The 14,391-nt window shown below is 51.2% G+C and carries 15 protein-coding genes; 12 read left to right on the top strand and 3 right to left on the bottom strand.

The features are described from left to right. Position 1 precedes the first annotated feature (1 nt). The 12 genes from AC3RPL_RS05485 (at position 2) to AC3RPL_RS05540 (ending at position 12,600) form a co-directional block, all read left to right on the top strand. The gene (locus AC3RPL_RS05485) at positions 2-3,289 is read left to right on the top strand and encodes a phage tail tape measure protein (protein ID WP_490738923.1); all 3,288 of its coding nucleotides are present in this window, start codon (positions 2-4) and stop codon (positions 3,287-3,289) included. Positions 3,290-3,291: 2 nt separating this feature from the next. Continuing rightward, positions 3,292-3,633: a phage tail protein gene (locus tag AC3RPL_RS05490; protein ID WP_490738924.1), complete on the top strand. Its 342-nt coding sequence runs from the start codon at positions 3,292-3,294 to the stop codon at positions 3,631-3,633. A gap of 54 nt (positions 3,634-3,687) precedes the next feature. Continuing rightward, positions 3,688-4,425, top strand: coding sequence for a phage minor tail protein L (locus AC3RPL_RS05495; protein WP_490738925.1), 738 nt, complete (start codon positions 3,688-3,690; stop codon positions 4,423-4,425). A gap of 1 nt (position 4,426) precedes the next feature. Beyond that, entirely contained in the window at positions 4,427-5,146 is a 720-nt protein-coding gene (locus tag AC3RPL_RS05500; protein WP_490738926.1) for a C40 family peptidase, read from the top strand. Further along, positions 5,139-5,756, top strand: coding sequence for a tail assembly protein (locus tag AC3RPL_RS05505; RefSeq protein WP_490738927.1), 618 nt, complete (start codon positions 5,139-5,141; stop codon positions 5,754-5,756). Before AC3RPL_RS05500 ends, AC3RPL_RS05505 begins: the two co-directional genes overlap by 8 nt. An 18-nt stretch (positions 5,757-5,774) precedes the next feature. Further along, positions 5,775-6,131, top strand: a complete 357-nt coding sequence (locus AC3RPL_RS05510; protein ID WP_490738928.1) for a hypothetical protein — start codon at positions 5,775-5,777, stop codon at positions 6,129-6,131. A 538-nt stretch (positions 6,132-6,669) separates the two neighbouring features. Next, positions 6,670-9,894 (top strand): TipJ family phage tail tip protein, encoded by a 3,225-nt coding sequence (locus AC3RPL_RS05515; protein ID WP_490739232.1) that lies wholly within the window; start codon positions 6,670-6,672, stop codon positions 9,892-9,894. Further along, positions 9,894-10,205: a hypothetical protein gene (locus AC3RPL_RS05520; protein ID WP_490739233.1), complete on the top strand. Its 312-nt coding sequence runs from the start codon at positions 9,894-9,896 to the stop codon at positions 10,203-10,205. The genes AC3RPL_RS05515 and AC3RPL_RS05520 overlap by 1 nt, the downstream gene beginning before the upstream one ends. Next, positions 10,202-10,879: a hypothetical protein gene (locus tag AC3RPL_RS05525; RefSeq protein ID WP_490739234.1), complete on the top strand. Its 678-nt coding sequence runs from the start codon at positions 10,202-10,204 to the stop codon at positions 10,877-10,879. The genes AC3RPL_RS05520 and AC3RPL_RS05525 overlap by 4 nt, the downstream gene beginning before the upstream one ends. An 89-nt stretch (positions 10,880-10,968) precedes the next feature. Then, entirely contained in the window at positions 10,969-11,250 is a 282-nt protein-coding gene (locus AC3RPL_RS05530) for a TonB family protein (RefSeq protein ID WP_490739235.1), read from the top strand. Positions 11,251-11,312: 62 nt separating this feature from the next. Next, positions 11,313-12,155, top strand: a complete 843-nt coding sequence (locus AC3RPL_RS05535; protein WP_490739236.1) for a hypothetical protein — start codon at positions 11,313-11,315, stop codon at positions 12,153-12,155. A gap of 1 nt (position 12,156) precedes the next feature. Beyond that, complete coding sequence (locus tag AC3RPL_RS05540) at positions 12,157-12,600, top strand: tail fiber assembly protein (RefSeq protein WP_490739237.1); 444 nt, start codon at positions 12,157-12,159, stop codon at positions 12,598-12,600. A gap of 84 nt (positions 12,601-12,684) precedes the next feature. Here AC3RPL_RS05540 and AC3RPL_RS05545 read toward each other — a convergent pair whose 3' ends face one another. The 3 genes from AC3RPL_RS05545 to AC3RPL_RS05555 all read right to left on the bottom strand — a co-directional run bounded on the left by AC3RPL_RS05545 (position 12,685) and on the right by AC3RPL_RS05555 (position 13,807). Beyond that, on the bottom strand, positions 12,685-12,810 hold the full coding sequence (locus AC3RPL_RS05545; RefSeq protein WP_490739238.1) for a hypothetical protein: 126 nt from the start codon (positions 12,808-12,810) through the stop codon (positions 12,685-12,687). A gap of 27 nt (positions 12,811-12,837) precedes the next feature. After that, entirely contained in the window at positions 12,838-13,185 is a 348-nt protein-coding gene (locus tag AC3RPL_RS05550; RefSeq protein WP_490739239.1) for a hypothetical protein, read from the bottom strand. A gap of 376 nt (positions 13,186-13,561) precedes the next feature. After that, positions 13,562-13,807, bottom strand: coding sequence for a DinI-like family protein (locus AC3RPL_RS05555; protein ID WP_490739240.1), 246 nt, complete (start codon positions 13,805-13,807; stop codon positions 13,562-13,564). Between the last annotated feature and the right edge of the window lie 584 nt (positions 13,808-14,391).

Raw genomic sequence — 14,391 nt, forward strand, 5'->3', positions numbered from 1 at the left:
TATGGCAACGCTGCGCGAACTGATTATCAAGATTTCTGCAAATTCCGCGTCATTTCAGTCGGAGATTTCCCGCGCCTCACGCATGGGTGCGGATTATTACAAAACGATGGAGCAGGGCGGACGCAAGGCGGCAGCGGCCACGCGGGAAACGCAGCGCTCCCTGTCCGAACTTAACGATCAACTGGCATCGGTAAAATCCACCGCCACAGGCATGGCGGGCGCATTTGCCGGTGCTTTTGCCACAGGGCAGCTGATCCACTTTGCTGACACCTGGAATCAGCTGAACGGACGGCTCAAACTGGCGTCAACCTCAGCAGACGACTTTGCCACCGCGCAAAGTACTCTGATGGCGGTCAGCCAGCGGACCGGTACATCGTTTGAAGCCAACGCCAATCTGTACAGCCGTATTGCGTCTTCCCTGCGCGATGCGGGCTATGCGTCGTCAGACGTCGCTAAAGTGACCGAAACCGTTGCCACCTCGCTGAAGCTCTCCGGGGCCAGTACTGAAGAAGCCAGTTCCGTGATAACCCAGCTCAGTCAGGCGCTGGGATCGGGTGTTCTGCGCGGTGAGGAATTTAACGCCATCATGGAGAACGGCGGCAGGCTGGCGAAGTTGCTTGCTACCGGTCTGAATACCACGGTGGGCGGTCTGCGCAACATGGCGAACAACGGCCAACTGACCACAGACAAGATTGTGCCTATCCTGACCAACGTCGATCAGCTGCGTAAAGAGTTTGATTCGCTGCCTGCTTCGATCAGCGGTTCCACTCAGAAGGTTGAGAACGCCTTTATGGCCTGGGTAGGTGGCGCAAACAATGCCGTGGGTGCGTCATCCACGCTCTCCGGTGTGCTCGACGGCCTGGCAAAAAACATCGATACCGTTGCTGACGTTACCGGCCTGCTGATTGGGCTGGGCGTGGCGCGGTATTTCGGCAATATGGTTTCCAGTGTTACCACGGCTACTGCGTCGGTTGTCTCCAATACCGCCGCTGAAGTGGCGCTTGCCAGCGCCCAGCTCAGAGCCACACAAACCAGCGTGGCGGCTGCACGGCAGGCTGTTTACCGGGCGCAACAGGCGCGTGTTGCTGCCAGCGGCATAGAAGCGCAAATCGCCGCAGAGCGACAGCTGGCGGCAGCACAGGCAACCCTGAATTCATCCATCGGAGCACGATCTTCGGCAGCAACCAGGCTGACAGAAACCGCGTCGGTGATGTCGCGCCTGGGCGGCAGCGTTCTGGGCATTCTTGGGGGATGGCCAGGCGTTATTATTGCTGCCGGCACGGCGATGTATGGCGTTTATCAGCATACTCAGCAGGCGCATAAAGAAGCGGTTTCGTTTGCTGATAATCTGGACGCTATTAACAGCAAGCTGGGGCAGCTCTCTGTAGCAGGACTGAAATCAACAGCCGTTGATGCCAGCGGATCGCTGGTGGCGCAGAAAAAAGACCTTGCCTCTCTGGACGATCAGATACGCCAGACGCGGGACAGCCTCAGCGCCATGCAGGTGATGGAAAAACAGTATGACGAACATCCCTGGCTGGCGCGGATTAATAATCTGATGTCGGTTGAGGAACTGACAAAGCGCCAGCAGGATGCCACCGATCAGCTCAACAAGCTGGATTACCAGCGTGAACAGGTGGCAGCGAAAGTTGAAGCCACGCAGAAGCTGGTCAACGACGCCAGCGACCTGGCAACTAAAAAGGCGATTGAGCAGGCTGGCGCGGTGTCCATTCTGAAAGGGGCATACGATCTGCTTAACCGGTCCATGACCGCCACCGGGGGGGCAACGCCACCTCAGTACGCCGGTCCGGTTGTCTCAACGGCAAAAGCCACGCCGCAGCAGTCAACCGCGCTGGAGAAGGCTCGCCGCGATAATGAACTGTCCAGCCTGGCAGGGTTGGAAAAGTTGCATCGTCAGTACCAGTATGAGGCAGACGATCTTCAACTGACGGGAGCGCTTTACACGAAGTACGTGTATGACAAAGACCAGGCGGCAAAAAAGGATGCGGAAGCCGCACAGGCGAAGAAGGACAGCACCGCCGCAACGAATGCCCAGAACAAAGCCGAACGTGAAGCCGCCGCTCAGGCTGAACAGTACAGCCGGAAAATGGCCGATCTCAGCGTGGCGCTTGAGGTTCAGCGCGTCCGTGCAAGCCAGGGTGAGAAGGCGGCAGAACTCTACGCTGCCGCGCATCAGGCCGGAACAAAATGGACCGATGAGCAGCGCAAAGCGATCCGGTCAGCCTCAACGGAACTGGAGACGTGGACGCAGCGGGCAGACGCCAATATCAAAAAGCAGCGCGAACAGGCAGAGGCGCTCAAGGATTTAACCGATGCGGCGCGGAAATATCAGGATGATGCGGCACTCACCACGCAGACCAGCGGCCTGAGCGACCGCCAGCGCACCCGTTTTGATGAAACCCAGCAGATTAACCGGGTGTTTGATAAAACCGACAAAGGCACACAGGCGGTGGCTGCACAAACCGCCGCGCTTGATGCACTGGACAAAAAATATCAGGCGCTGGCCGCGTCGCAGGCTGACTGGCGGTCAGGTATCAGTAAGGGGTATGACAACTGGCTCGAAAGTGTCAGCAACATATCCGGCACGGTATCGCAGGGAATAACCAGCTCAATGGACAGTGCGCTCGACAATATGTCAGCCATGTTGGTCGGAAGTAAGGCTGACTGGAAAAGCTGGGGGCTGTCCGTGCTCCAGATGATTTCAAAAGTGGCGTTGCAGATGGCTGTTGTGAATGCGTTGGGCAGTTCCAGCTCATCGCTGGGCGGCATTCTGGGCAGCGTTGCCAGCGGCCTGACCGGTTCTGCCGCAGGGAGCAGCGTTTCTGCCGGCGTATCAACGGGTGCAATGGGTGCAATGGGTCTCAGTACCAGTTTCAGCGATTATGACGGTGGTGGTTATACCGGTTCTGGCGGGAAATACGATCCAGCTGGCGTGGTTCATAAGGGTGAGTTTGTTTTCACCAAAGAGGCCACCGAGCGGATCGGCATATCCAACCTGTACAGCCTCATGAAAGGTTACGCCTCTGGTGGTGCGGTGGGTGATAACTCTGGCGGGGTTTCTTCCGGCGTGAACAGCTACAGCGGTACGGGAAACACAAATATCAGCGTTTATGCTCCGGTCACCATTCAGCAGGGTGAGACTGGCTCACAAACCAGCGCATCCGGTACGTCTGATGTGGCAAACCAGCTTAAAAACATTGTGCAGACTGAGATCACCAGCCGCCTGCGCAGGGAAATGTCTCCGGGTGGAGCGCTTTACAAGGGTTAATTATGGCGATTGACACATTTACCTGGTGTGCCAGAACGGAAGCCAGCGAACAGCTGACGGTATCAACGATTCAGGCGCAGTTTGGCGATGGCTATAAACAGGTCGCCAGCAAGGGTATCAACGATGCGGCTGAGTCATGGACGCTGGCCGTTAACGGCAGACTCACTGAAATGGCAACGGTGCGGGCCTTTCTGAAGGCTCACGTCATCACCTCCTGCTGGTGGACCAACCCCTGGGGGGAGAAAAAGTTGTACCGGGTAAAGTCGGATTCCATCAATCCAAAGTTCGTTAACGGAAACTTTGTGGAAATCACTTTTACCTTTGAACAGGCATTTGCGCCGTGACATGTCACGAACAGATAACAGGACGCTCCGGCGTCCTTTTTTTATGGGTGAACCATGAGCTTTAACCAGGACATTCAGGCGCTGGAGCCGGGCCAGCTGGTGCAGCTGATAGAGATTGACGGGACGGATTTTGGTCTGGACACCGTGCTCCGCTTCCACGCCTACAACCTGCCTACTGACGGCTGGGCCTCGTTTGCCGCAGAAAACCTGCCCTCAATAATCTGGCAGGGCAATGAATACGATCCGCACCCCTACGAACTCACTGGCGTGGAAATGACCAGCACCGGATCACAGCCAACACCAAAGCTGTCGGTCGGTAACGTGGGTAACTACGTTACCGCGCTGTGCCTGCAATATGACGACATGGTGAAAGCGAAGGTAAAAATTCATACCACACTGGCGAAATATCTTGATGCGGCAAACTGGACGGCGGGCAATCCCAACGCCAACCCACAGGAAGAACGTGTACAGCTTTTTTACGTCAACGCAAAAACGGCGGAGACGCGGGTACAGGTGGATTTTGAGCTGTGCTCACCGTTTGATATCCAGGGGCTGCAACTGCCATCCCGGCAGATAACGCCAGTCTGCACATGGTGTATGCGCGGCTGGTATCGCACTGGCACCGGCTGTGATTACAACGGCACAAAGTATTTTGCAAAAGACGGCTCAGCAACATCCGATCCGTCAAAAGACATTTGCGGCGGCAGGCTGGCCGACTGTAAGGCACGGTTTGGCGACGATCAGCCCCTGCCGTTCGGCGGCTTCCCGGCAGCTAATCTCCAGGGGAAATAATATGCGTGAAAAACTGCTGGCGGCGATACGTGAGCATGTCGCTGCCGACTATCCGAAGGAAGCCTGCGGGGTGGTTGTGCAGGCAAACAGTGGTCAGATTTATATTCCCTGCCGTAATACCAGCGAGAAACCCACGGAGCATTTTACTCTGGCCCCGGAGGATTATCTTTCTGCTGAAACGCAGGGCGAAATATTAATGATTATCCACTCCCACCCGGATGTGACGCAGCTTATCCCCTCTGAAATGGACCGCATTCAGTGCGACCACAGCGGGGTGGAGTGGGGAATTATGTCGTGGCCTGACGGAGATTTCTGCACGATATCACCGCGTGGGGATCGTGATTTTACCGGGCGTCAGTGGGTGCTGGGCCATGCCGACTGCTGGACGCTGATTATGGATTACTATCGGCAGACGCATGGCATAACGTTGAATAACTGGTCGGTGGATTACGAGTGGTGGCTGAACGGTCAGGAAAATCGTTACGACGATAACTGGCAGGCTGAAGGATTCATTGAGGTCAGCCAGGCAGAGATGCGCGGGGGCGATATGATCATGATGCAGATCGGCGCACCGGTCACAAACCATGCGGCGATTTACCTGGGTGACAATATCATTCTTCACCATAACTTCGGCAACCTCTCTACCCGCGTTCCGTATGGCGATTACTGGCGAAACCGCACCGTGCGTGTGGTGCGCAGAAAGGAGTTAATGGATGCTTAAAACACTGATGCTTAAGGGCGCAATGGCGCGTAAATTCGGCAAGGTTCACCGCTTTCACGTTGCCGACCTGCGGGAAATGCTGCGGGCGATGTGCTCACAGGTTCCGGGCTTCAAACATTACGTGTCGAATGCGCACCTCAATGGTGTGCGATTTGCGTTCTTCAGCGGGAAAGAAAATATCGGCCTGGCTGAATTTGAAATGTCCGGCTCTGCCACAGAGTTTCAGATGATGTCCATCGCTGAAGGTGCAAAGCGAGGCGGTACGCTACAGATAGTGATCGGCGCAGTGGCTCTGGTCGCGGCATTTTTCACGGCGGGTGCGTCATTTGCGGCTTTTGCGGGTATCAGTGCTGCGGCAGCGGCCACGGCCACAACGGCGCTCACCGGTCTGGGCCTGTCCATGCTGCTGGGTGGGGTGGTGCAGATGCTTACGCCGCAGTCCAGCTACAACGTGGGCGCATCATCCAGCACAGACAATAAACCGAACTATGCCTTTGGTTCCCCGGTTAACACCGTGGCGATGGGATATCCCGTACCGGTACTTTACGGCCAGCGTGAAATCGGCGGGGCCATTATCAGCGCGGGCAGTTTTACCAGCGATCAACAGTAATAACCAGAGAGATAAAAAATGGAAGAATTAAAGTTTGGTGTTGAAGAAGGGGTTGGTTCACCCCCGGAGTCAAATTTGAACCTAGAATATTTTATTCAGCAACTTCCCTTACGGGAAAGTGGGGCTATCCCCTTCTTCAATGGCGTGATTCAGCCTTTTGGTGGCTTCCCAGAGGCTATGGAATACAGTATTAAGGCACTTCCAGACGTCAGTATCTCCGTGACCATATGCACTGAAGGTGATTCTGATTCTGTGTCCTTCACACTCGTGAACCGGAAGCGAGATGAACTCTGTAGGCGCAAGCTGGATGTCAATGAGAGCATCGAAGAAGTCGGACCTTTCTACCTGCAAATAAAGAGAAAGCATTCTCATTAACCAGGTGCTGAGATTAACATCACAATTATGATTGTGCTCGCGAAAAAAGAATTCTAGACGCCCATCGATCTTATGAGAGAATTTAAATAGTTTATCATTATTGGGAATTATGGAATCCCTGAGTGCGCAATCGTTAGTTTCGAGGTGGCTTCCATTTCCATTAATCCATTTCAGGAATGAATAAAATGTCTGAACAGCTTCCTGTTCGTCATGGGGTTTAAAGTCTTCAAGAGACTGGTTTATCAGTGATGGGTTTGAAATAAAATCGTAATACATCCCGCTGCGTTCTGTATAAGCGGTTATGTTCCATGGGTGTGTTCTTCTATCATTTTCCAGATTACGTAGTGGATCAAAGTTTACCAGCATAACTTTACCTTACCAGAGGTAATCAGCCATTCCTCATCATTGTGTGCGCCTGCGCCCCAAACGCAGACGGGCTGAATACTCAACATATCCTTAAGTATCTTTCTGTAACATCCTGATATTCGATCAGTAATTAACCTTGGCCGCTCATTGCGGCCTTTTTTATGGGTGCAATATGCGACTTCTCGACGGTGTGACCATCCACGGCAGTAAAGGCGGCAGTAGCAGTGCGCATACGCCGGTTGAGCAGGCTGACGATCTGCTGTCGGTGGCAAAACTGAAAATGCTGCTGGCAATCTCTGAGGGTGAAATTCAGGGCGATTTAACTGCCCAGCAGATTTACCTGAACGATACCCAGCTGGCGAATGATGACGGAACCTACAATTTTACCGGCGTGGTATGGGATTACCGCAAAGGCACCCAGGATCAGACGTATATCCAGGGTATGCCGGAGGTTGATAACGAGATTTCTGTAGGTGTGGCGGTCACGCAGTCAGCGCCCTGGACGCGGCAGTATACCAACCTGTCGCTGGATGCCGTGCGTATCAAGTTAAGCTTGCCAGTTCAGTACCTCTATAAAGATAACGGGGATATGGTCGGAACATCGACGCAATACGCTATTGACCTTTCAACTGACGGCGGCGCATGGCAGACGGTGGTCGATGCGACTTTTAACGGTAAAACTACATCGGAATACCAGCGTGATCACCGTATTGATTTACCCACGGCCACAACCGGCTGGGCCATTCGTGTGCGCCGCATTACAGCCGATTCCACATCCTCAAAGCTGGTCAACGCTTTCAAAGTGTTCTCTTACGCTGAGGTAATCGACAGCAAATTACGCTACCCGCTTACTGCACTGCTGTACATCGAAGTGGACGCCAGCCAGTTCAACGGCAGCGCACCGAAAATTACCTGTAAGCCCAAGGGGAAAATTATTCGCGTACCGACCACCTATGACCCCAACACCCGCACCTACAGCGGCACCTGGCAGGGGGATTTTAAGTGGGCCTATACGAACAATCCGGCGTGGATTTTTTACGATATGGTGCTGGATAAGATTTTCGGCATGGGAAACCGCGTCGATGCGACCATGATTGATAAATGGGAGCTGTACGCAATTTCGCAATACTGCGATGAAATGGTGTCGGATGGTGCTGGCGGAAAGGAGCCGCGTTTTACCTGCAATGTTTATCCCCAGAGTCAGGAAGATGCGTATACCGTCCTGAATGATTTTGCAGCCATATTCAGAGGGATCACGTTCTGGGGCAACGACCAGATTTATGTGAAGGCCGATGTTCCGCAGGTGGACAGTAACGGCAATGTGTCCGTGGATTTCGTTTATCACTCATCCAACATGATCGATGGATTTCCGACTTATGCCGGGGGAAGTTACAAAAACCGTTACACCTCGTGCCAGGTCAGCTGGTCCGATCCGCAGAATCATTACAGCGACACGGTGGAGGGTGTTTACGATTCTGATCTTGTAAGCCGTTATGGCGTGAACGAAACATCACTTACTGCGATTGGATGCACATCGCAGAGTGAAGCGCACCGACGCGGGCGCTGGGCTATCCTGTCCAATGCGAAGGACGGTACCGTTTCGTTTGGCGTGGGGCTGGATGGTTATATCCCGTTACCTGCTGAAATCATTGGTGTTGCCGATCCGTTCAGGGCTGGCAAAACCAACGGCGGGCGCATCAGCGCGGTAAATAACCTGAATATCACGCTGGACCGTGCCGTTGACTATGCCGCAGGAGATCGCCTGGTGCTGAACCTGCCGGACGGCACCGCACAAACCCGCACTATTGCCAGCATCAGCGACGATAAAAAAACGGTGACGGTGAATACCGCATTCAGTCAGACGCCGGTAACTGGTGCGGTATGGGCCATCGACAGTGACAATCTGGCGATTCAGTATTTCCGGGTGACGTCCATCAGCCAGAACGACGATGGCACATTCACCGTGGCCGGAGTGCAGCACGATCCGAACAAATACCGTTATATCGATGACGGGGTGCGGATTGAGGCAGCGCCGATCACGGTGACGCCTGTCAGCGTTCTGAAAGCACCGACCAATATCGTGATTAGTGAGGTCAGCTTTGTGGAGCAGGGGCTTTCGGTCGCTTCCATGAACGTGACGTGGGACAAAGTTGAGGGGGCGATTCGTTACGTAGCACAGTGGCGTAAAGATTCCGGCGACTGGATCAACGTCAGCCAGACCAGCGCCCAGGGTTTCAGCATTCAGGGAATTTATACCGGTGTTTATGACGTTCGGGTACGTGCTGAGAATGCGGCGGAGGTGTCCTCGCCGTGGGGTTATGCGGAATCCACAACGCTGACGGGCAAAGCTGGCAAGCCTGGAACACCGGTCAGCCTGAGCGCCACCGATAATGTGGTGTGGAATATCGACCTGACCTGGGCATTCCCTGACGGCTCTGGTGATACCGCGTACACAGAAATTCAGGTAGCGACAACGGCGGACGGTCAAAGCCCTCAGTTTCTGGCCTATGTGCCTTACCCCGGTGTCAGCTATCAGCACGGGCCGATGCCAGCTGGCGTTCGCCGCTGGTATCGCGCCCGGCTGGTTGACAAAATTGGCAATACCGGTGACTGGACGGCGTTTGTCGCGGGCATGTCATCAGCCGATGCAACCGCGCTGCTGGGCGATATTACCGAAAAATTCCTCACCGCAGAGGATGGTAAAGCGCTGGTGGCCACGCTGGAAACCAACCCGGAATCCATTCTGCAAAACGTGATGGCAAACTATGACAGCGTTACACAGACATGGTCGCAGTACGGAGAGAATCGGGCGGGGATTATCCAGGCGCAAAAGGTGGCCGCTGATGCAGAAAGTTCTGTCGCACAGCTGGAGACGGATGTCACCGCAAGTTTTACTGCCACCAATGCTGCCGTATCGGCAAACGAGGCGGCAATACAGCAGAAAATGACCGCCTATGCTGACGCCTCTGGCGGCTCCGCAATTTATACCCTGAAGGCGGGCATTAAATACGCTGGCACCAACTATGATGCCGGTCTGTCAGTGGCGGTCACTATCAACGGTTCGTCAGTCGATACCCGCGTTGCCATCAACGCTAACCAGTTTGTTATCGTCAGCGGAACGGGTGGAAATATCTATTCGCCATTCGTCGTTAAGGACGGGCAGACACTTATCAATCAGGCGTTTATTGGGGATGGATGGATCACCAATGCGATGATCGGGAGCTATATCCAGTCCAATAACTATGTTGCCGGTTCTGTTGGATGGCGCTGGGACAAGGCGGGCAACTTTGAAAATAACGGCTCTGACAGCACCGGGCGAATGACAATGACCAACACGACAATAAGCGTTTACGATGCAAACGGCGTATTGCGTGTGCGAATGGGGAAACTCAGCTGATGGCATTTGGATTTGGTACGTGGGACTCAGGCGGTAATTATAATAATACCGGACTACTGGCGGTTAATATTCTTGGCTACTATCGCATTGATGAAAACACCCTGAATGCAACTTACGGTTTTACCGTTCCGGCTGGATATAACCTTCATTTTCTGGTTATGCCTGACAGTTCCACGGACGGAACTGGCGATAACCGCAGGCGGATTTATGTCTCAGGTAGCAATGTTATTGTCGAGCCTGCGGCTAATAATGTCTCCGGCACTGATCGGTTTCCACTCAACGCAATGTATATATTGGGGTATGCAGCATGAGTTTTGGTGCGATGTTGACGCGGGAGGATGGAACGCCGTTTTATATTCAGGACACCATACCGATAGCGCTGGTCCGCAAACAAACATTCTCAGTTGATGCAACGGTGAATTCAGGCAACGGTCAGAGAATATCTCTTGATGCGTCAACCGGGACACCTTACCTGTACTTTGTCAGGTTCGACCAGTCTGATGGCTGGTCCTATCAGCAGGCCGTATCAGGAACACATGGCCTGGTAGTCGGGGCATTCAGTAGCGGAACGGTGAGCGGGACCATCTATGTTTTTGGCGCAGTAGTGCAAACGGTGCCCTCATGGGGTATTCAGATAAATGACAGTACCGGTAAATGCATTCTGACCAATGAAACGCGGGTACTCAGGGGGATCAATATCGTCAACCCGACTGGCAGTGCAGGTACGGCAGATTACCTGAATGAGACTGTGGCGGGTAAGAAAGCCATTATTCCGGCGCGGTGCGGTGCCGTTGTTTACTCTCAAACAATCGGCGGCAATATGGTCACTCAAATCATTACGCGCTCTACCGGCTGTTACTATGATGGCACCAACACCATCATTAAATCCAATCAGATGGGGCGAAGTTCTTCTTCCATAGCTGTAAGCTCGACCAAAGGCAGCGGCTATGCCCCACCTTACATCGACTGTAATTTGTACGATTAAATAAAAAGATCTTTATGATCGAATTATTGAATAAAGATATTTTTATATCTGGCCGATAATAGAACTAATTACATTAAATGGTGGTCGTAATGAAAACTATTATCATTTCAGCTTTTATCTGCATAATGTTTGTGACGGGTTTTTCTCATGCTGCCTCATATCCTCAAAAAGCCTGGGACTTGAATAAGTCAGGAGCAGTTACTGTACGCTATGACGTTAATAAATACGGCAGGGCACAGAACTTTAAAATTATAAAGTCTGAGCCTGAAGGCTTTTTCGAAAGAAGCGCTATTGAGGCTGTTAAAGAGATGTATTTCGAAATTAACAGACCTGAAATAAACAGAGAGACGACCGTCGAATTTAAACGGTGAAATACTGAGAACTTATTGCAACCCGGCCACCGTGCCGGGTTTTTTATTGCCCGGAGAAACGCATGTCAGCAGGCACACTCGCAGTAACTAATAATTCAGCAGCGGTTAACGGCACCGGAACAGCGTTTACCACTGATCTGAAAACCGGTGATTTCATCGGCGTTATCATCGGGGGGACACCCTACACGCTGGTGGTTGCATCAATAGATTCAGATACCTCTTTGACGATCGGAACGGCTTATACCGGTCCCACAGCAAGTAATGTCGCCTGGTACGCTGTTCCCGCCACGCTTCAGGTTGCCATCACTCAAAAAGTGCTGGATGATGTTGCCCGGATGACGCGGGGAATGATTCTGGATAAGGCCAACTGGCAGCAGTTCTATTCGGGTTCTGGCAACATCACGGTTAATTTACCAGATAACACGAATGTGACCGGCCTCAGCTGGCCTGCCATGCAGCAAACAATTAATAATGGCATAAACGGAAAAGCGGCCAGCGGCGCTAACAGCGACATCACCTCGCTATCCGGGCTGACTACAGCGTTGTCTGTAGCGCAGGGCGGGACGGGACAAAAAAGCGCTCAGGCATTTCTGACTAACGCCGGAATGATCAGTACCTACAACAGTTTCACACTGCCATTTACCGACAGAAACATGCGTGTGGTCGTTGATTCTGTTGTTACCACAACAAATGCGTCAGGTGAAGGGACTGTCAATTACCCGAACACATTCGCAAACGTCTGTATTGCCTGTATTCCCGTTATAGCCTATCAGTCAGGCATCAGCATTATGATAATCAACTATAACAGCAATCGAATAACGGGATTTGATTATGCCGTTTTTAACGGGACCAACAGGCAGACAAACAGCACAGTGCGCATCAACTACATCGCAATAGGATTCTGACATGTCGAAAAATATGTACAGCTTAAAAACTCTGGGATTTTATCCGGCAGATGAGGAAGGGCAGGAGCCATACGTTGAAGCAGGAACGCTGCCGGACGACCTGCAACCCATCAGCGATGAAGATTACACAGCCTTCTTCAATCCCCCTGATGGCTACTATGGCTTGTTTGATGAGACTGGACCGCACCTTGAGAAAAACCCAGAACCTGATCCCGCGATTGAAAATTTACAGAAGGCGCAGACAGAGTACGATTCCGCGTCTGAGCACATCACAGCACTGCAACAGCGCATCGATGATGACGATTACAACGACACGAACACTGAGGAATATGTGAAAGCCGAAAAAGCGACGTGGACAACCTACAGGAAAGCACTCAGGGCTTATATTGCTGCGGGGGATGGAACGAAAGAATTACCTACAGCGCCAGCTGAGGAAGGATCATAAGTAAAGTTACAAAAAATAGGTAGATGATTAGTAGATTTGAAAAATAAAGGCAACAAAAAACCCGCCTTGGCGGGTTTCGTCAGATTAGGCTGCTTTGCGATGCATCTCGTCAAGCATTGATTCTTTTTTAATCTGAAGTTCTTCAACAATTTCATTAAGGCGTTGTGCCAGCTTAAGCATTTTGTTGATAGATTTTTGACGCTTTGTCATGTGCCTCTCCTCGGTTGTTTCTACAAACTACCTGAATATCATTGCGTTTTTTAAGAACTTTGCACCTTGCGCACAAAGTTCGGGGTTCTTAGCTTTCGCGTCTTTAATCATGATCTGAGCACTCAGAAGATACTGTTGGAGGTTAGTATCACCGATAGACTTAGCTTCAGCATCAAGATCAAGAATAATCTGTTCAATCTCATCCAGAGATGGGTCGACTAGCTCGTGAAACTTGTCAATACCCAACTGTTCAAAACTTACCACAACAAAATCAATTAAGGCTTTGACTGCAAGTTGGACAGTGTAAATCTGTTTCTGCTCAAGAGAAGCAGTTGCATCCGCAACCTTTACGGTATCTCTGAAATGATGGGTCAATAACTATACTCCTTACATGGGTTTGATCAACACGATTTACAATCTGTGCTGTATCTTTATTAAACAGATAGGCACTGATTGCTAAAAATGGTGGCTGACCATCCATGCACAGAGTACCGATTCATGAGTCCATTATATATTCATAAAATCGGTAAACGTTAAAGAAACTTTATAGTGATCTTCTTCTTTTCTACAAGTGTAGTCATTTGTGGTTGTAAGGGAAGTTAAGTTCCCCAATTTCAGAAATTGTCCTGATCTTACATCTATCCGCCTCATCTAGTCATCAACTTTGCAAAATACTGCCTGAATGGATGTACGGTGATAATGGATTACATAAGACATTAGTGTAGCAAAACAAAAATTTGTAGCTATTTTTTCAAACTTCATTCACCAGCCACATATCGGCTTCATCGAACATTTCTTCCAGCAGCCTGTTCAGCTTCTCTTTTTCGCTTTTGCTCGCGTCGGTGTTGATGCTGCTGTTACCCATCATCGGCTTCACACGCACCTCAGCGCTGGGGAATATGCGGTGAACACGCTTCTCCAGTTCAGCCAGGATCAGCGCTTTAGCGTTCGGCAGTTCTTCAACATTGCGTTTGTCATAGATGAGTTCGACGTACATTTTACACCTCTGATTTATACTGGTTGGATATACAGTACATTAGCAGTGGATTGGCCATGAGTAAATCAGTAATGAAAAATTTGGGAGTTGTTCAACGTTACGGGAAAAGACTAAGAGATGAGTTTGACCGAATTAGGGTGTGTACATGATTTGGTACATAAAAATTGATCAACCTGTTTCACTGTATTGATTTTAAATAGTTTATTTTATTTTTATCCTATATCCATTTAACTAAGGAGACAGCGGCGGCAGTATAGCGCGTTTATGGCACCAGATTAAGCACTTACCTTTCTGACTGCTGGTTTTGTCATCAATCCTCTGTCAGATTCCGATTCTCTTCCATCAGACGGGCAATATGGCTGCGAACAATTCGAAGCCGGTGCGGGGCAATTTTGATCAAAATTGAGGTAGATCAATATCGGTGTCCTGGCGCAGGAATAGTGTAATTCGAACTATCCGTTCTGGATCATTTCTGAAGGAATACACTATGCCTGGTAAACTGTCACTGGTTGTCATTACTGCGATTTGGCTGAGTTACGTCGTCTTTGCAGCCGGATATTACGCCAATACTTTTGCCCTGTTTA

The sequence above is a fragment of the Erwinia papayae genome (genome assembly GCF_058241465.1).

Excerpts from the sequence above, each read along its gene's own strand:
- AC3RPL_RS05485 (WP_490738923.1), top strand. The coding sequence starts at position 2 with ATGGCAACGCTGCGCGAACTGATTATCAAGATTTCTGCAAATTCCGCG.
- AC3RPL_RS05490 (WP_490738924.1), top strand. The coding sequence starts at position 3,292 with ATGGCGATTGACACATTTACCTGGTGTGCCAGAACGGAAGCCAGCGAA.
- AC3RPL_RS05495 (WP_490738925.1), top strand. The coding sequence starts at position 3,688 with ATGAGCTTTAACCAGGACATTCAGGCGCTGGAGCCGGGCCAGCTGGTG.
- AC3RPL_RS05500 (WP_490738926.1), top strand. The coding sequence starts at position 4,427 with ATGCGTGAAAAACTGCTGGCGGCGATACGTGAGCATGTCGCTGCCGAC.
- AC3RPL_RS05505 (WP_490738927.1), top strand. The coding sequence starts at position 5,139 with ATGCTTAAAACACTGATGCTTAAGGGCGCAATGGCGCGTAAATTCGGC.
- AC3RPL_RS05510 (WP_490738928.1), top strand. The coding sequence starts at position 5,775 with ATGGAAGAATTAAAGTTTGGTGTTGAAGAAGGGGTTGGTTCACCCCCG.
- AC3RPL_RS05515 (WP_490739232.1), top strand. The coding sequence starts at position 6,670 with ATGCGACTTCTCGACGGTGTGACCATCCACGGCAGTAAAGGCGGCAGT.
- AC3RPL_RS05520 (WP_490739233.1), top strand. The coding sequence starts at position 9,894 with ATGGCATTTGGATTTGGTACGTGGGACTCAGGCGGTAATTATAATAAT.
- AC3RPL_RS05525 (WP_490739234.1), top strand. The coding sequence starts at position 10,202 with ATGAGTTTTGGTGCGATGTTGACGCGGGAGGATGGAACGCCGTTTTAT.
- AC3RPL_RS05530 (WP_490739235.1), top strand. The coding sequence starts at position 10,969 with ATGAAAACTATTATCATTTCAGCTTTTATCTGCATAATGTTTGTGACG.
- AC3RPL_RS05535 (WP_490739236.1), top strand. The coding sequence starts at position 11,313 with ATGTCAGCAGGCACACTCGCAGTAACTAATAATTCAGCAGCGGTTAAC.
- AC3RPL_RS05540 (WP_490739237.1), top strand. The coding sequence starts at position 12,157 with ATGTCGAAAAATATGTACAGCTTAAAAACTCTGGGATTTTATCCGGCA.
- AC3RPL_RS05545 (WP_490739238.1), bottom strand. The coding sequence starts at position 12,810 with ATGACAAAGCGTCAAAAATCTATCAACAAAATGCTTAAGCTGGCACAA.
- AC3RPL_RS05555 (WP_490739240.1), bottom strand. The coding sequence starts at position 13,807 with ATGTACGTCGAACTCATCTATGACAAACGCAATGTTGAAGAACTGCCG.